This is a genomic window from Cupriavidus sp. 01L415 (assembly GCF_056400065.1).
In genome coordinates this window covers 189,688-206,264 of record NZ_JBFTSP010000005.1, presented here as the reverse complement: position 1 = coordinate 206,264, position 16,577 = coordinate 189,688, and the positions used below count along the sequence as shown (strand labels likewise).

At 67.2% G+C, this 16,577-nt stretch carries 12 protein-coding genes and 2 riboswitches; of the genes, 8 read left to right on the top strand and 4 right to left on the bottom strand.

What is annotated here, in order from left to right; genetic code table 11:
• The first annotated feature begins 63 nt into the window (after positions 1-63).
• Positions 64-945 carry a c-type cytochrome gene (locus tag AC1DOX_RS12330; RefSeq protein ID WP_441618945.1) on the top strand — a complete coding sequence of 294 codons (882 nt, stop codon included), beginning with the start codon at positions 64-66 and terminating at the stop codon, positions 943-945.
• A 173-nt stretch (positions 946-1,118) separates the two neighbouring features.
• Here AC1DOX_RS12330 and hemN read toward each other — a convergent pair whose 3' ends face one another.
• Positions 1,119-2,681, bottom strand: a complete 1,563-nt coding sequence (gene hemN, locus AC1DOX_RS12325) for an oxygen-independent coproporphyrinogen III oxidase (protein ID WP_441618943.1) — start codon at positions 2,679-2,681, stop codon at positions 1,119-1,121.
• A 262-nt stretch (positions 2,682-2,943) separates the two neighbouring features.
• On the opposite strand from hemN, the gene AC1DOX_RS12320 reads away from it, so the two are divergent.
• Positions 2,944-4,107: an ABC transporter substrate-binding protein gene (locus tag AC1DOX_RS12320; protein ID WP_441618941.1), complete on the top strand. Its 1,164-nt coding sequence runs from the start codon at positions 2,944-2,946 to the stop codon at positions 4,105-4,107.
• A 138-nt stretch (positions 4,108-4,245) separates the two neighbouring features.
• Here AC1DOX_RS12320 and AC1DOX_RS12315 read toward each other — a convergent pair whose 3' ends face one another.
• The 3 genes from AC1DOX_RS12315 to AC1DOX_RS12305 all read right to left on the bottom strand — a co-directional run bounded on the left by AC1DOX_RS12315 (position 4,246) and on the right by AC1DOX_RS12305 (position 8,779).
• The gene (locus tag AC1DOX_RS12315) at positions 4,246-5,526 is read right to left on the bottom strand and encodes an ATP-binding protein (protein WP_441618939.1); all 1,281 of its coding nucleotides are present in this window, start codon (positions 5,524-5,526) and stop codon (positions 4,246-4,248) included.
• 4 nt (positions 5,527-5,530) lie between these two features.
• Positions 5,531-6,283 carry a response regulator gene (locus tag AC1DOX_RS12310; protein ID WP_255371307.1) on the bottom strand — a complete coding sequence of 251 codons (753 nt, stop codon included), beginning with the start codon at positions 6,281-6,283 and terminating at the stop codon, positions 5,531-5,533.
• A gap of 399 nt (positions 6,284-6,682) precedes the next feature.
• Positions 6,683-8,779 carry a UvrD-helicase domain-containing protein gene (locus tag AC1DOX_RS12305; RefSeq protein WP_441618937.1) on the bottom strand — a complete coding sequence of 699 codons (2,097 nt, stop codon included), beginning with the start codon at positions 8,777-8,779 and terminating at the stop codon, positions 6,683-6,685.
• A gap of 258 nt (positions 8,780-9,037) precedes the next feature.
• Between AC1DOX_RS12305 and AC1DOX_RS12300 the strand changes: the two genes are divergently transcribed.
• The 6 genes from AC1DOX_RS12300 (at position 9,038) to AC1DOX_RS12275 (ending at position 16,566) form a co-directional block, all read left to right on the top strand.
• Positions 9,038-9,259, top strand: a complete 222-nt coding sequence (locus tag AC1DOX_RS12300; RefSeq protein ID WP_092138491.1) for a glycine zipper 2TM domain-containing protein — start codon at positions 9,038-9,040, stop codon at positions 9,257-9,259.
• A 254-nt stretch (positions 9,260-9,513) separates the two neighbouring features.
• A riboswitch (glycine riboswitch) is annotated at positions 9,514-9,601 on the top strand.
• Positions 9,602-9,622: 21 nt separating this feature from the next.
• Positions 9,623-9,743: riboswitch (glycine riboswitch) on the top strand.
• A gap of 110 nt (positions 9,744-9,853) precedes the next feature.
• Positions 9,854-10,981, top strand: coding sequence for a glycine cleavage system aminomethyltransferase GcvT (gene gcvT / locus AC1DOX_RS12295; protein WP_441618935.1), 1,128 nt, complete (start codon positions 9,854-9,856; stop codon positions 10,979-10,981).
• A 102-nt stretch (positions 10,982-11,083) separates the two neighbouring features.
• Entirely contained in the window at positions 11,084-11,464 is a 381-nt protein-coding gene (gcvH, locus tag AC1DOX_RS12290) for a glycine cleavage system protein GcvH (RefSeq protein WP_092138489.1), read from the top strand.
• Between the two features lie 107 nt (positions 11,465-11,571).
• A complete protein-coding gene (gene gcvP / locus AC1DOX_RS12285) occupies positions 11,572-14,496 on the top strand; it encodes an aminomethyl-transferring glycine dehydrogenase (RefSeq protein ID WP_441618933.1) in 2,925 nt (974 codons plus the stop codon).
• A gap of 104 nt (positions 14,497-14,600) precedes the next feature.
• On the top strand, positions 14,601-15,140 hold the full coding sequence (locus AC1DOX_RS12280) for a DUF421 domain-containing protein (protein WP_441618931.1): 540 nt from the start codon (positions 14,601-14,603) through the stop codon (positions 15,138-15,140).
• Positions 15,141-15,189: 49 nt separating this feature from the next.
• A complete protein-coding gene (locus AC1DOX_RS12275) occupies positions 15,190-16,566 on the top strand; it encodes an L-serine ammonia-lyase (RefSeq protein WP_441618929.1) in 1,377 nt (458 codons plus the stop codon).
• The last annotated feature ends 11 nt before the right edge of the window (positions 16,567-16,577 follow it).

Sequence of the window (16,577 nt, the reverse complement as noted above, 5' to 3'; positions counted from 1 at the left end):
GCCAACAAAGCAAGCCGCCCCCACCGCGCTGCATAAGGTTTCCTGCAAAATCGAGAGTTCTGTATGAGTGACGTCCACCAAGAAAACGACCACCACGAGTCTCCTATCAAGACCCCGAAGCAACTGATCGCCGTCGTGATCGCCGCCTTCCTGGTTCCAATCATCGTCATCATCCTGCTGGTCAACTTCGTCGGACACGGCACCCGTGAGGGCGCCGGCTCAACCCAGACGGCGGAGGCAGTGAACAACCGCATCGCCCCGGTTGCCTCGCTGGAAATCAAGGATCCCAACGCACCGCGCGTCTTCAAGGCCGGCGAGCAGGTCTACAAGGAAGTCTGCGCGGCCTGCCACGCCACGGGTGCGGCTGGCGCGCCGAAATATGGCAACGCCGGCGACTGGACCGCCCGCATCGGCCAGGGTCTTGATGGCCTGATGAAGTCGGTGCTGCACGGCAAGGGCGCGATGCCCGCGCGTGCTGGCACCACGCCGGACGACTTCACCGACTACGAACTGACCCGCGCCGTGGTCTACATGGCCGACGCCGGCGGTGCCAAGTTCCCCGAACCTGCCGCACCCGCACCGGCTCAGGCCGCCGCACCGGCACCGGAAGCGCCAGCCGCGGCACCCGCTGCTGCCCCCGTAGCCGCTGCCGTAGCTGCCCCCGCCGCCGCGCCTGCTGCTGCGGCCGCTCCGGCAGCCGCCTCCGCCGACACTGGCAAGAAAGTCTACGAGCAGGTTTGCGCCGCATGCCACGCAGCCGGCGTCGCCGGTGCGCCGAAGTTCGGCGACAAGGCAGCCTGGGCGCCCCGCCTGAAGGAAGGCATGGACGCGGTGCATGGCTTTGCGCTCAAGGGCAAGGGCGTGATGCCGCCGAAGGGTGGCTACGCTGGCCCCGACGCCGATGTGATCGCCGCCGCCGACTACATGGCCAACGCCGCCAAGTAAGCCGTCCGGATCCGGAAAGGCCCGGAGCTGACGAGGCACCAAGCCCACCGGCTCCGGACCAAACAAAAAACCCGCGAATGTCCTCGCGGGTTTTTTGTTTGGTGCAACCGGCTTTTGCGGTGGCTAAGTCGACTGAGTCGACAGCCCGACCATCTTCCTAAACAACACGCGCCTCAAACGACACGCGAATAGCGCACAAGTGGTATCACCTTGCCATTCCGGGCAACCGGGGCAGCAGGTGCGGGCCGCGTGGCATCCTCGCGCAGGTAGCGATCGAACACCATCGCCACGCGCCGAACCAGCAACCGGCCCAGCGGCGTGATGTCGATGCGGTCCGGCTGGCGGCGCAACAGCCCCTCGGCGGCCAATGCGTCGAGGTCGGCCAGCTCGGCCGCAAACTTGCCCGCGAAGTCGATGCGATGCGTCGATTCCAGTGCCCCGATATCGAGCGTGCCGTTGCACATCAGGGCGCCGATGATCGCCTTGCGCAGGTGATCGTCTTCGGACATCTCGAAGCCCCGCACAACCGGCAGCCTGCCCGCGTCCAGCCCGGCGTAGTAGTCGTCGGTCGTCCGCGCGTTCTGCACGTAGTGACCCGCCACCGCACCAATCGCCGACACGCCGAAGCCCAGCTGGTCGTAGCCCGCATGGGTGGCGTAGCCCTGGAAGTTGCGCTGCAATCGTCCCTCGCGCTGGGCGATGGCCAAGTCGTCGTCCGGCAGCGCAAAGTGGTCCATGCCGATATAGACATAACCGGCGGCGGTCAGACGCTCGATCGTGGAGACCAGGATGTCGAGCTTCTCGCCCGCCGGCGGCAGCGCCGTCTCGTCGATGCGACGCTGTGGCTTGAAGACATGCGGCAGGTGCGCGTAGCTATAGACGGAAAGCCGATCCGGCCGCAGCGTCAGCACGCGATCGATCGTGGCGGCAAAGCGCGTCGTGGTCTGGTGCGGCAGCCCGTAGATCAGGTCCACGCTGACCGAGCGGAAACCCAGCCGGCGCGCCGCCTGCACCACACCGCGCGTTTCCTCGTAGGACTGCACACGGTGGATTGCCTGTTGCACCTCGGGGTCGAAGTCCTGCACGCCCAGGCTGATGCGGTTGAAGCCCAGTTCGCCAAGCAGCGCCATGCGATCGTCGCCGACGCGCCGCGGGTCGATCTCGATCGCGTGTTCGCCCTCCGGCAGCAAGTCGAAGTGGCGATGCAGCGCGCGCATCACGCGGCGCATCTCGTCCGGGTCGAGGAAGGTCGGCGTACCGCCCCCCCAGTGCGATTGCATCACGCCTCGACGCGCGCCAAGCCGTTCCGCCGCCATCGCCATTTCGCGGGCCAGGTAGTCCACATAGCGCGCGCTGCGCGTGTGGTCCTTCGTGATGATCTTGTTGCAGCCGCAGTAGTAGCAGATGTTCTCGCAGAACGGGATATGGATATAGAGCGAGAGCGGAGCGGGCGCACTAGCGCTGCAGGCATCGAGCGCGGCCAGGTAGCCGGCGTCGCCGAGTTCACCGTGGAAGCGGTCGGCGGTAGGATAGGACGTGTAACGCGGCCCGTTGCCGTCGATGCGGCCCGCCAGGCTCCGGAAGTCCGCGAGCGCACGGCGATCGAAAGCCGTTGAGGCGGTTGAGGCGGTTGAGCTGGTGGACGCGGCGATGGAATCGGCGAGGCCGCCGGCGTCAATGGAATTGGCTTGAGATTGAGCAGGAGTGGCTGGGCTGGCGTGGGCGGGGGCTGACATGGCGAGTGCTCTTTTGTGGGGCGGAGATTTGATCGATGCTATGCGTCGGCCCTTCCCCACATCTTGACGTCCATCAAAGTCCGCCACGGAACATCGCCTCACCTGCACGCCGCCGCAGACCACGACAGCCCTGCGCCCGCCAGCCCCGCGCCAGTGGGGATCAAACGTCACGGAAACGTCACCATCGATCGATAGTCTCGGGGCCGGCTTTCGCAGTCCCCGCCTTGCCTCCTTCCACGCACGAACTTTCAGATCCGCTGCCATGCGCCCAGCCTTGCCGCAGTCGACCCCGCCTTTTGCGCCCGCCTCCACCGGGCGCCGGCGCGCCCTCGCCACCATGGCCGCCTTCGCCGGAGCGCTGGCCGGCCCTGCCGCCTGGGCGCAGTCCATGCCGTCCGGCCAGCGCCGCCAGTTGGTGGTCGGCCATCTGGTCGACCGTACCGGCCCGCAAGCCGATCTCGCGCGCGACTACCTGGCCGGCGCCAAGGTGCTCTTCGATGCCCTCAACGCATCGGTCAGCGGCTTGCACGTCGTCCACGTTGTACGGGATGCCGACGCCAATCCGCGCACGGCCATCGGCCAGGCCATCGCGCTGGTCGACAACGAGCACGCCGATGTGCTGTTCGGCCCGGGCGACAACCTGCTGCCGGCGCTGGCGTCGTCCTCGGAACTGGGCCGCCGCGGCGTGCAAATCGTGGCGCCTCTTTCCGGCCTCTCGCTCAACGCGGAGAACGTCTGGTTCACGCGGGCCGACTATCAGTCAGAACTCGATGCCGCCGTGCGCCAGTTGCGCAGCTATGGGCTGACGAGCGTCGCGCTGGCGGTGTCCCCCGACTTTGCCGCGGGCACGCTCGGCACGGGTACGCCGTGGCTCGGCCGGATGGAAAAGGAGATGAACACGCGCGCCGTGCCCCTGACCGGCAGCTTCGACGAATGCGCGCAGCGCATCGCCGCGGCAAGGCCCGGCGCGGTGGTGGTGGCCGGCGACACGCTCGCCTATGGCAGCCTGGGTCGCGCGCTGGCGGCGCAGAACTGGTACGGCTTCCTGGTGGGGCTATCGGCCGTCAGTCCGGCCTCCGCGCGCGAGATTCTCGGCACGCGCTATGTGGGCGGTGTAGTGGTGACGCAGGTGGCACCCGGTCCGCAGGAATCCACGCTGCGCGTGGTGAAGGAACATGTGGCCCGCATGAAGCAGTACCTCGACGAACCGCCCTCGCCCGCCACGCTGGCCGGCTATATCGGCGCGGCATGGCTGGTGCGCGCGGCAGGTGCCGCCAAGGCCCCCGGCACGATGGAGTTGCGCCGTGCGCTGCAGGCTCGCGTGGATGTGGGGGATTTCACGCTCGACTTCACACGCGGGCTGCGAGGATCGCAGTATGTGCAGCTGGCGGCCATCGGCAAGACCGGCCTGCCGCAACGAGCCTGAAATCCGGGCTGAATTCGGGCTGAATTCGGGCCTGAATTCAGTGCTGATGAGCCTGAACATTGGCGCGGGCCCATCGCGTCCCGGGTCACCGCGCCAGGCGGTGTTATCAAGATGAAGCGATAGTGGTTCTGCGTGCCGCTAGCTGCGCGGCAGCGTGATGCTGACACGCAGCCCGCCCTCGGGACGATTGGCCAGCGTCAGTTCGCCACCATGACGCGCGACGATGTCCGAGGCGATCGACAGCCCCATGCCCACGCCACCGGTCGCACGGCTGCGCGACGACTCCACACGGTAGAACGGCTCGAGCACGCGCTGCAACTCGGCGGGCGGAATGCCGGGGCCGTTGTCGCAGACGTCGATCCCGACGCGCTCGGGGCTGTCGGTCAGCAGGATCTGCGCCGCGCCGCCATAGCGGTGGGCGTTCTCCACCAGATTCACCACGGCGCGACGCAACTCCGCCGGATACGCCAGCAGGGGCGCCGCGGTGCCGGAAAGGCGCACGTCCTGCCCCAGCTCCTCTGCGTCGTCGACAATGGCCTGAAGCAGTGCCTGCACATCCACGCGCTGGCGCGGCCCGGTGGCATCGTCACGGTCGCGCAGGTAATAGAGGGTCGCGTCGATCAGCCCGTTCATCTCCGCCAGGTCCTGGCGCAGCCGGTAGCGCACATCGTTGTCTTCGATCCGCTCGATCCGCAGGCTCATCCGCGTGAGCGGCGTGCGCAGGTCATGCGATACCGCCGCCAGGAAGCGGGACTGTTGCGCGAGCTGCGTGCGGATGCGCTGCTGCATCAGGTTCAGCGCATGCGTGGCCGCGCGCGCCTCGGCAGGTCCGGTGTCTTCGTCCAGCGGCGGTGCGTGAACGTCTTGCGCCAGCCGTCCGGCCCCACTGGCCAGATGCTGCACCGGTCGCGCCAGCAAGCGTGCGCCGACCCACGAAGCGGTCAGGATCGCCAGCAGCTGAAGCAACATGCCCGGGTGCGGCGGCCAGATGCCGCGCAGGTGTGGCGGTGGCCCGCGCCGCTCGCCGTCGGGGCGGCGCATGCCCGGACCGCCATCAGGACCGCGACCTGGGCGCCCTTCCATGCCCGGCCCGGGCGGCGGACCGAACGGCCGCTCGCCGGGTGGCGGCGGCATGAATCTGTCCATGGGACGCGGAGGCGGGACAGTCGGCACCGGCTTGCCGGCGGCCTCGGCCTCCGACGCCGCACGGCGCAAGCGCTCCATGTACCGTTCGGAACCGGGACGCGGGAACAACCCTTCGATCACGGTCACGCCAAGCACGTGCACGGCCAGCATGATCGCGGCCATCACCAAAAACAGCCGGACGAACATCGAATCGAACCGGCGGGCGCGGGGGCGATTCCAGGCCTGCGCCTCGGGTCGGCCGCCGTCGGCCGACGGCGGTGTCGAAGCGGCCATGCGGTCAGTGCTCCACGTTGCCGGTGAAGACGTAGCCCTCGCCGCGCACGGTACGAATCAACGCGGAGTCACGCGGATCGTCACGCAGTTTCTGGCGCAGGCGCGACACCAGCAGGTCGATGCTGCGGTCGAACACATCGAGATCGCGGCCGCGCGCCTGGTTGATCAGCATCTCGCGGTCCAGCACGCGATTGGGATGTTCGATGAAGGTCAACAGCAACCGGAATTCGGCGTTGGACAGCGGCACGACCGTGTCTTCGGCATCCACCAGCTGGCGCAAGGTCGTATTCAGGCGCCATGCGCCAAATCGCAGCTCGTGGCCCGCCGAAGTGGGCGCGGGACGATGCACGTCCGCACGGCTGCGGCGCAGCACCGTATGGATACGCGCCACCAGCTCGCGCATCTCGAAGGGCTTGGTCACGTAGTCGTCCGCCCCGACCTCCAGACCCACCACGCGGTCGGCCAGCTCGGCGCGGGCGGTCAGCATGATGACGGGCAGGTTGCCCTGGTCGCGGATCTCGCGGCACAGCGTCAGGCCGTTTTCGCCGGGCAGCGACAGGTCCAGGATCACCAGGTCATAGTCGTTCCGCGTCAGCGCCGCACGCATCGCTGCCCCGCCCTCCGCGCCATCGGCTTCCATGCCGAAGGTTGCAAGATATTCAGCCAGCATGGCACGGATCTGGGGATCGTCATCGACGATCAGCAGGCGGATAGGCAGGGAAGATGAACGGTCCATGGGCAGATACGGGAGGGGCATGCGGCGGCAATCGTCCAACGGGAGGCGTCTGAAAACGCCGGGGCGATCGGCCGTCCACTGTACCAAATGGATCCATCCCGGCTATCGCCGTTTTGTATCAATTTCGATACGTGCAGACTGCGCCACATGCATGCGAAGACGGGCCGCATCTCGTCACGACACAGCGAAAAAAACGCCCCCGGCACTGCCGCGCCAGGAGCGTTCAACAGGGAAGAAGCCAGGCTCGCATGGGCCCGGCCGCACCGCAGCCGAAGGGCAGGCCACGGCACGACGCAAGACATCGAGATGTCATCGCCGAAGCGATGTCACCGCAACGTTTCGCGCCCGCTCATCCTAGGAGGGCGTGTCGCGCCAGTCTTGTCCAGCTTGTACCGGCATCAAGCGCTGCCGGCGTCCGCCTCAACCCGGCGCGGTCTTGCCAGCGGTGCCGAGCAGCGCCTTGAGTCCGGCCAGCCGGTCCTTCGGGCTCATGGCGGGGGTCTCGTCCTTCGGGGCGGGCGCTTCCTCCAGCTTCATCTCGCCAATGAAACGCGACGGCTCGCACGAATACGTTTCCCGCGCGCGCTTGCGCTTCCTGCACCAGCTGATCTGCAGGCTGCGCTGGGCGCGCGTGATGCCCACGTACATCAGCCGGCGCTCTTCCTCGATCTTCTCGTCGCTCATGTCCTCGTCTTCGCGAGCGTGGGGCAGGATGCCCTCCTCCACGCCCACCAGGAACACGTGCGGATACTCCAGGCCCTTGGAGGCATGCAGCGTGGACAAGCGCACCGCGTCCGGATCTTCCTCGCGGCCTTCCAGCATGCTCATCAGCGCCACCGTTTGCGTCAGCTCCAGCAGGTTCTTGCCTTCGTCGCCAAAGCCGTCGGCGTTGTCGAACCCCGTGGCTTCGCCCTCGCCCTCCGGCTCCGGCCGGGTGCCCTTGCGCTTGAGCCAGTCCAGGAACTCCAGCGCGTTGGTCCAGCGCGACTGCGCCTGGCGTTCGTCGAAGGTGTCGTAGAGGTAGGCCTCGTAGTGGATACCCGCCATCAGGTCGTCCAGGACCACGGTCGCCGGGTCCTTGGCCGCGCGGTCGGCCAGCCGCACCATCGACTCGCAGAACACGCGCAGCGGTTCCAGCTGGCGCGGCTGCAGCTTGCCTTCGATGCCGCCCATCATCGCGGCCTCGAACAGCGACACCTTGGCCTGGCCGGCAAACGTGCCGAGCGCCTCCAGCGTGGTATTGCCCACGCCGCGCCGCGGCGTGGTGATGGCGCGGATAAAGGCGGGATCGTCGTCCGGATTGGCGATCAGCCGCAGGTAGGCGCAGATGTCCTTGATCTCGGCCTTGTCGAAGAAGCTCTGGCCGCCCGACAGCACATACGGAATGCGCTCGCGCCGCAGGATCTGCTCGAACAGCCGCGCCTGATGGTTGCCGCGATACAGGATCGCGTAATCGCGAAACTGCGCGCGCCGCTCGAACTTGTGCGCGGACAGGCGGAACACGACGGACTCGGCCTCGTGTTCCTCGTCGTTCATGGGGTGAATCGCAATCGGATCGCCCATGCCGTGCTCCGACCAGAGTTTCTTGTCGAACAGCTTGGGATTGTTGGCGATGACCGCGTTGGCGGCTTCCAGGATGCGCACCGTGGAGCGATAGTTCTGCTCCAGCTTGACCACCTTGAGGTCGGGAAAGTCAGTCTGCAGCAGGCGCAGGTTATCCAACGTGGCGCCGCGCCAGCCGTAGATCGCCTGGTCGTCGTCTCCCACGGCCGTGAACGCCGGCGCACGCAGGTGCGACCCGCCGGCCAGCTGCTTGAGCAACTGGTACTGGCAGGCATTGGTGTCCTGGTATTCGTCGACGAGGAAGTAGCGCAGCCGGTTCTGCCACTTCAGCCGCACGGTTTCATCGCGCGCGAAGAGTTCGGCAGGCAGGCGGATCAGGTCGTCGAAGTCCACGGCCTGGTAGGCATGCAGCGTGGCCACGTAGTTGCGATACACCATCGCGGCCTGGTGCTCGTCGGCATTGGCGGCCTGCGCCAGCGCGGTCTCGGGATCGATCATGCCGTTTTTCCACAGCGAAATCGTGCTCTGCACGCTGCGGATCAGCTTCTTGTCGGTCGTGCCGAGTTGTTCCTGCACCAGCCCGAAGCAGTCGTCGGAATCCATGATCGAGAACTGCGGCTTCAGGCCCACATGCTCGGCTTCCATGCGCAGGATCTGCACGCCGAGCGAGTGGAACGTGCAGACGGTCAACTGCTTGAGTGGAATGCGCTTGCCCTCGCGCGTGGTCTTGCCCTCCATCAGCTTGGCAATCCGCTCCTGCATTTCCTTGGCCGCCTTGTTGGTGAAGGTGACGGCGGCAATGTGGCGCGGCTCGAAGCCCTTGTCCTCGATGAGGTGCGCGATCTTCTGCGTGATCACCCGCGTCTTGCCCGAGCCCGCGCCGGCCAGCACCAGGCAGGGTCCGTCCAGATAGCGGACGGCTTCGGATTGGGCGGCGTTGAGTCCGTGGGTCATGGGGCGGGAAGGAGCAAGGGCGAGGTGCCGGATGGCGCACGCAGCAGGTGGTACGCGAAAGCCGACGATGTTAACACGCGGTGCCCGGCCCGCCGGTGACCGATAGCGGACACGCAACGGGCTCTTTCGGCGGACGGACCCACCGAGGTAACACTTCGTAAGTCGCGGCCGCCGGGGCATGGAGTTTGCCTCTCTGAGTCATGGCCGCGCGGGCCCATGGTCGGCGCGGATGGCAAGTTCAACACATTGGAGGCCATCATGAGCACGCTGCGAACCTTGTCGAAAGTCACCCTGATCGGCGTCACGCTGGTTGCCTTTGGCGGCTGCGCGGACATGACGCCCAAGCAACGCAACACCGCGATCGGCGCGGGCGTGGGCGCCCTGGGCGGCGCGGCGCTGACCAACGGTAGCGCACTGGGCACCGTCGGCGGCGCGGCGGTGGGTGGCGTGGTGGGTAACGTCGTCACCAAGGACCGCTGATTCCGGCAAGCGTGAAGTTGCCGGACGTAGCGGTTACTCGCGGCCGGCAGGAATTACAGAGGGGCGGGTGACTGAGGGAAGACTGCGCGGCGAGGCCGGACCGGCGGGGTGAGCCTGGCGCACATCCCGCCACTCCGCCGCCTCTTCGCCTTGTAGCCCCTGTGGCGGATGCCGCATACGAAGGACATGGCGCCGCGAAACCTGGCCGCGCGTTTCGCCGTTTGACAAAGGCAAACCGGTCCCGTACATTCTCGCGCATCCGACCGGGAGAGCGCGCAGCGACTGCGCCGCCGAAGGGGTATCACCCGAAAACTCTCAGGCACCATGGACTGGTCGGATCGGCATGCAACATGCACACAATGCATGCCGCACTCTGGAGAGCGACATCCGCCATTGCCCAAGCGCATGGTGAGCATGTCCACCGAAGGGGCGCACGAGGCGCGAGCCTTGTAATCTCTCAGGTATCGAGGACAGAGGGGTCATCCGCCGCAGCGGCTAGGTTGCACATTGTTGTGACCGAGCGATGCGGCGGACGACCCTTTTTTCGTTTTCGAACCACGGTTTCTGAACCGCGAGAGCCCCCGAAGGAATTCCATGACGCTMCAGGCCACGCCCCTCAATGCCATCCACCGCGCCCTTGGCGCCCGCATGGTCGATTTTGGCGGCTGGGACATGCCGGTCAACTACGGCTCCCAGATTGAAGAGCACAACGCCGTGCGCAGTGACGCTGGCATGTTCGACGTCTCCCACATGTGCGTGGTCGACCTGGCCGGCCCCAACACGCGCACCTTCCTCCGTGGCCTGCTGGCCAACAACGTCGACAAGCTGCAAACACCCGGCAAGGCACTGTACTCGTGCATGCTGGACGAGAAAGGCGGCGTCATCGATGACCTGATCGTCTACTTCTTTGCCGAGGACCGCTTCCGCCTGGTGGTCAACGCCAGCACCGCGGTGGGCGACATCGAGTGGATCCGCGCCCGCAATGCCGCCACCGGCAGCGGCGTCACCATCACCCCTCGACGCGGCGACGTGGCCCCGGCCGACGTCAGCAAGCTGGCGATCATCGCCGTGCAAGGTCCCAACGCCCGCCAGAAGGTCTATCAGGCCTTTCCGTCCACCCAGCCCGCCGACGCGCTCAAGCCGTTCAACGCGCTGGTCGTGCAGGACCCGGCCGTCGGCGAGCTGATGGTCGCCCGCACCGGCTACACCGGCGAAGACGGCTTTGAACTTGTGGTGCCGGCCGAGAACGTCGCAGGCATCTGGGAAAAGCTGGAAGCCGCCGGCGTGCGCCCGGCCGGCCTGGGAGCGCGCGATACGCTGCGCCTGGAAGCCGGCATGAACCTTTACGGCCAGGACATGGACATCCACACCTCCCCGCTGGATGCCGGCCTGGCCTGGACCGTCGACCTGCAGAGCGAGCGCGACTTCGTCGGCAAGCCTGCGCTGACCGCCAGCGGACAACACAAGACATTTGCCGGCCTGATCCTGCGCGACAAGGGCGGCGTGCTGCGCGCGCACCAGCGCGTCATCACGCCGGCCGGCGAAGGCGAGATCACCAGCGGCACCTTCAGCCCCTCGCTTTCCCAGTCGATCGCCTTTGCCCGCCTGCCCGCCGATGTTGCCCCCGGCACCGAGGTACAGGTCGAGATTCGTGACCGCAAACTGACCGCGACTGTGGTTAAACTGCCGTTTGTGCGCAATGGCAAGGCACTCGTGAGCTGAGGCATCCGCCTGGCATCACCCAACGGTCGCCATCTCGCCTGCCCGGCTGGCCAGCCGGCAGGCGTCCGAAACAAGAAACACACTGCATCCCGGAGAACCCTCATGAATTTCCCCGCTGACCTGAAGTACACCGAGTCGCACGAATGGGTGCGCGTCGAATCCGACGGCACGCTGACGATCGGCATCACCGACCACGCGCAAGACGCGCTGGGCGACATCGTCTTCCTGGAACTGCCGGAAGTCGGCAAGTCGGTCGGCGCCGGCGACGCGCTGGCGGTGGTGGAGTCCGTGAAGGCGGCCTCCGACATCTACGCCCCGGTGGCCGGCGAAGTCATCGCCGTGAACGAAGCCGCCACGGCATCGCCGGAATCGGTGAACGCCAACGCCTTCGACGCCTGGCTGTTCAAGCTGAAGCCGGCCAACGCCGACGACGTGAACGGCCTGATGAACGTCGACGCCTACAAGGCCAGCGTCGGCGCCTGAGCCCGGACGCACCCACGCCGGCTCCCGAGCCAGGAGACGGCGCCTGAAGATGCCCGCGCGGCGGCACGGCTGACCACCTGCCGCCGCGCACCCACGAGACCCTTGCCATGAACGCCCCGCTCCCCATGAACGCTGCCGCCCAAGGTACACGGCCCACGCTGGCCGAACTGGAGGCGCGCGACGCCTTCGCCGCCCGCCACATCGGCCCGGACGGCCCCGAACAGCAACACATGCTGAAGGTGCTCGGCTATGACAGCCGCGCCGCGCTGATCGATGCCGTGGTGCCCGCCGCCATCCGCCGCCGCGACGGCATGCCGCTGGGCGAATTCACCGAACCGCTGACCGAGGAAGCCGCGCTGGCCAAGCTGCGCGGCCTAGCGAGCAAGAACCGGGTTCTCAAGAGCTTTATCGGCCAGGGCTACTACAACACGCTCACCCCGGGCGTCATCCTGCGCAATATCTTCGAGAACCCCGCCTGGTACACGGCCTACACGCCGTACCAGCCCGAAATCTCGCAAGGCCGCCTGGAAGCGATGCTGAACTTCCAGCAGATGGTCACCGACCTGACTGGCCTCGACATCGCCAACGCATCGATGCTCGACGAAGGCACCGCTGCCGCCGAGGCGATGACGCTGCTGCAACGCGTGAACAAACACGCCTCGAACACGTTCTACGTGGCCGACGACGTCCTGCCGCAAACGCTGGAAGTGGTCCGCACGCGCGCGCTGCCGCTGGGCATCGAGGTGAAGGTCGGCCCCGCCCCCGATGCCGCGCAGGCCCACGCGTTCGGGGTGCTGCTGCAATACCCGGGCGTGAACGGTGACGTGGCCGACTACCGCGCGATTGCCGACGCGGTGCACGCGGCCGGTGGCCTGGTGGTCGCCGCCGCCGACCTGCTGGCACTGACCCTGATCGCCGCACCGGGCGAATGGGGCGCCGACGTGGCCGTGGGCAACTCGCAGCGCTTTGGCGTGCCGCTGGGCTTTGGCGGCCCGCACGCCGGGTACATGGCGGTGAAGGACGACTTCAAGCGGTCGATGCCGGGCCGGCTGGTCGGCGTGACCATCGACGCGCAGGGCAACAAGGCCTACCGCCTGGCCCTGCAGACGCGCGAGCAGCACATTCGCCGCGAGAAGGCCACCTCGAACATCTGTACCGCCCAGGTACTGCTGGGCGTGATGGCGTCGATGTACGCGGTCTACCACGGCCCGCAAGGCCTCAAGCGCATCGCGCAGCGCGTGCATCGCCTGACCGCCACGCTGGCCGCCGGCCTGAAGGCGCTGGGCCACACGCCGCTGAATGCGACGTTCTTCGACACGCTGACGCTGGAGACGGGCTTCAACACCGACGCGTTCCACGCCACGGCCACGCAGCGTGGCATCAACCTGCGTCATGCAGGCGCCACGCGCGTGGGGATCTCGCTCGACGAGACCGCCTCGCGCGAGGACGTCGTCACGCTGTGGGAAATCTTCGCCCACGGCAAGCCGGTGCCCGACTTCGACAAGACCGAGGCCTCGGTGCAGGACGGCTTCCCGGCCGCACTGGCCCGCCAGAGCGCCTACCTCACGCACCCGGTGTTCAACACGCACCACGCCGAGCACGAGATGCTGCGCTACCTGCGCTCGCTGGCCGACAAGGACCTGGCGCTGGACCGCACCATGATCCCGCTGGGCTCCTGCACGATGAAGCTCAACGCCACGAGCGAGATGATCCCCGTGACGTGGCCCGAATTCAGCAAGATCCACCCGTTCGCGCCGCTGGACCAGACCGTGGGTTACCGCGAGATGATCGACCAGCTCGAGGCCATGCTGTGTGCCGCCACGGGCTACGCCGCCGTGAGCCTGCAGCCCAACGCGGGATCGCAGGGTGAATACGCCGGCCTGCTGATCATCCACGCCTACCATGCCAGCCGTGGCGAGTCCCATCGCGACATCTGCCTGATCCCGTCGTCGGCACACGGCACCAACCCGGCTTCGGCGCAGATGGCCGGCATGAAGGTGGTGGTGGTGGCGTGCGACGCCAACGGCAACGTCGACCTGGACGATCTGGCGAAGAAGGCCGAGCAGCACAGCAAGAACCTGGCCGCGATCATGATCACGTACCCGTCCACGCACGGCGTGTTCGAGGCGGGCGTGCAGCAGATCTGCGACATCGTGCATCAGCACGGTGGCCAGGTGTACGTGGACGGCGCCAACATGAACGCCATGGTCGGCACCGCCGCGCCGGGCCAGTTCGGCGGCGACGTGTCCCACCTGAACCTGCACAAGACCTTCTGCATCCCGCACGGCGGTGGCGGCCCGGGCGTGGGTCCGGTGGCCGTGGGTGCCCATCTGGCCGATTTCCTGCCGAACCAGGACAGCGTGGGCTATCGCCGCGACGACAACGGCATCGGTGGCGTGTCCGCCGCGCCGTTCGGCTCGGCCAGCATCCTGCCGATCTCCTGGATGTACATCGCGATGATGGGATCGGCCGGCCTGACCGCCGCCACCGAGAACGCGATCCTCGCCGCCAACTACGTGGCCCGGCGCCTGTCGCCGTACTACCCGGTGCTGTATGCGGGTCAGCATGGCCTGGTGGCGCACGAGTGCATCCTGGACCTGCGGCCGCTGCAGAAGAACACGGGCATCTCCAACGAGGACGTGGCCAAGCGCCTGATGGACTACGGCTTCCACGCGCCGACGATGAGCTTCCCGGTGCCGGGCACCCTGATGATCGAGCCGACCGAGAGCGAGGCGCTGCACGAGCTGGACCGCTTCATCGATGCGATGATCGCCATCCGTGCCGAGATCGCGCGCGTGGAGGACGGCAGCTTCGACCGCGAGGACAACCCGCTCCGGAACGCGCCGCACACGGCCGCCGTCATCACCGCGAACGAGTGGACGCGGGCGTACACGCGCGAGGAAGCGGCCTATCCGGTTGCCTCGCTGCGCACGCAGAAGTACTGGCCGCCGGTTGGCCGTGCCGACAACGTGTATGGCGACCGCAACCTGTTCTGCGCCTGCGTGCCGATGAGCGAGTACGCTCAGGACTGACGCGCCCGGTCGGGCGGTGTCCGGTTCACGCGGATGCCGCCCACGCGCTATGCTCAGAAGGCCAGCGCCGGCGTCCGGCGCGCTCCTGAGCGGAGGTCTCATACATGTGGAGTCTCAGCGCCCCCTGGTGGGAATTCGTCCTGCGCGGGCTGATCGTGTACGGCGCGATACTGGCGCTGCTGCGCCTCTCGGGCAAGCGCCAGATCGGCCAGCTCACGCCGTTCGACCTGGTGCTGCTGCTGGTGATTTCGAACGCCGTGCAGAACGCCATGAACGCCGGGGACAACTCGGTCAGCGCGGGCCTGATCCTCGCCACGACGCTGGTCGCCGCGAATGCGGCGCTGGCCTACCTGACCTGGCGCAGCCGGCGGCTGGAAGTGCTGGTCGAAGGACGCCCCCGGGTGCTGATCCACAACGGCAAGATATTCCGCGACGTGATGCGGCATGAACGCATCTCGAGCGACGACCTGAACAAGATCCTGCGCCACGCTGGCTGCGACGGCACGCAGGACGTGCATTTCGCCATTCTGGAAACAGATGGCACGGTGTCGGTGAAGGTCCGTGCGAAACCGGCCGAACCCGTATCGCCGCCGCCCCGGGCCGTATCGATCTGGGGCGACCCCGGCTCCGACGATTCCGTCTGAGGCGCGCCATCCAGATCCCCGATCCACACCGCAATCCCAGGAGTTCACCGTGGCTGTCAGCGTCTTCGATCTGTTCAAGGTGGGTATCGGCCCCTCGAGCTCCCATACCGTGGGGCCGATGCGCGCCGCCCTGATGTTTGCCCACGGGCTGGAGCGCGATGGCCTGCTGCCGCAAGTGGCCAGCGTGCGCGCGGAACTGTATGGGTCGCTTGGGGCGACCGGCAAGGGCCACGGGACCGACAAGGGCGTGATTCTGGGCCTGATGGGCGAGACACCCGACACCGTCGACCCGGACGCGATTGACGGCAAGCTAGCCGCCCTGCGCGCCAGCCGGACGCTCTCGCTGCTGGGCAAGCATGCCGTGCCATTTGTCGAGCGCGATCACATTGCGTTCTATCGTCGCGAAGCCTTGGCCGAGCACCCCAACGGGATGAAGTTCCACGCGTACGACGCCAGCGGCACGTCGTTGCGCGAGGCACGCTATCTCTCCGTCGGCGGTGGTTTCGTCGTCACGGCCGGGGCCCCCAATACGCACGTGCTGGCCGCCGAGCAGCAACTACCCCACCCGTTCCGCAGCGGACGGGCGATGCTGGAAATGGCGCATGCCAGCGGCAAGTCCATCGCCCGCCTGATGATGGAAAACGAGCTCGCGTGGCGACCCGAGAACGAAGTCACCGACGGCCTGCTGCACATCTGGGATGTGATGCAGCGCTGCGTGGTGCGCGGTTGCCGTACCGATGGCGTGCTGCCGGGGCCGTTCAAGGTACGCCGCCGCGCTCCGGAGCTCTACCGCAGCCTGACCGAGCGCGCCGAGCGCACGCTGTCCGATCCGCTGTCCGTGATGGACTGGGTCAATCTCTATGCGATTGCGGTCAACGAGGAAAACGCCGCCGGTGGCCGCGTGGTCACCGCGCCGACCAACGGCGCCGCGGGCATTATTCCGGCGGTGCTGCACTACTACGACCGCTTCGTGCCCGGCGCCAGCCGCGAGGGCGTCGTCGATTTCCTGCTGACGGCGGGCGCAATCGGCCTGCTGTACAAGCTCAACGCGTCGATTTCGGGCGCCGAGGTCGGCTGCCAGGGAGAAGTGGGTGTGGCCTGCTCGATGGCGGCGGGCGCGCTGACGGCGGTGCTAGGCGGCACGCCGGAGCAGGTCGAGAACGCCGCCGAGATCGGTATGGAGCACAACCTCGGATTGACCTGCGACCCGGTGGGCGGCCTGGTCCAGATTCCGTGCATCGAACGCAATGCGATGGCGTCAGTGAAGGCGGTCAACGCGTCGCGCATGGCGTTGCGCGGCGACGGCACACACTATGTGTCGCTCGACTCCGTCATCAAGACGATGCGGGAAACGGGCGCGGACATGAAGACCAAGTACAAGGAGACGGCGCGGGGCGGGCTGGCCGTGAATATCGTGGAGTGCTGACGCACTCGATT

Excerpts from the sequence above, each read along its gene's own strand:
- gcvH (WP_092138489.1), top strand. The coding sequence starts at position 11,084 with ATGAATTTCCCCGCTGACCTGAAGTACACCGAGTCGCACGAATGGGTG.
- AC1DOX_RS12320 (WP_441618941.1), top strand. The coding sequence starts at position 2,944 with ATGCGCCCAGCCTTGCCGCAGTCGACCCCGCCTTTTGCGCCCGCCTCC.
- AC1DOX_RS12310 (WP_255371307.1), bottom strand. The coding sequence starts at position 6,283 with ATGCCCCTCCCGTATCTGCCCATGGACCGTTCATCTTCCCTGCCTATC.
- hemN (WP_441618943.1), bottom strand. The coding sequence starts at position 2,681 with ATGTCAGCCCCCGCCCACGCCAGCCCAGCCACTCCTGCTCAATCTCAA.
- AC1DOX_RS12315 (WP_441618939.1), bottom strand. The coding sequence starts at position 5,526 with ATGGCCGCTTCGACACCGCCGTCGGCCGACGGCGGCCGACCCGAGGCG.
- AC1DOX_RS12305 (WP_441618937.1), bottom strand. The coding sequence starts at position 8,779 with ATGACCCACGGACTCAACGCCGCCCAATCCGAAGCCGTCCGCTATCTG.
- gcvP (WP_441618933.1), top strand. The coding sequence starts at position 11,572 with ATGAACGCCCCGCTCCCCATGAACGCTGCCGCCCAAGGTACACGGCCC.
- AC1DOX_RS12300 (WP_092138491.1), top strand. The coding sequence starts at position 9,038 with ATGAGCACGCTGCGAACCTTGTCGAAAGTCACCCTGATCGGCGTCACG.
- AC1DOX_RS12280 (WP_441618931.1), top strand. The coding sequence starts at position 14,601 with ATGTGGAGTCTCAGCGCCCCCTGGTGGGAATTCGTCCTGCGCGGGCTG.
- AC1DOX_RS12330 (WP_441618945.1), top strand. The coding sequence starts at position 64 with ATGAGTGACGTCCACCAAGAAAACGACCACCACGAGTCTCCTATCAAG.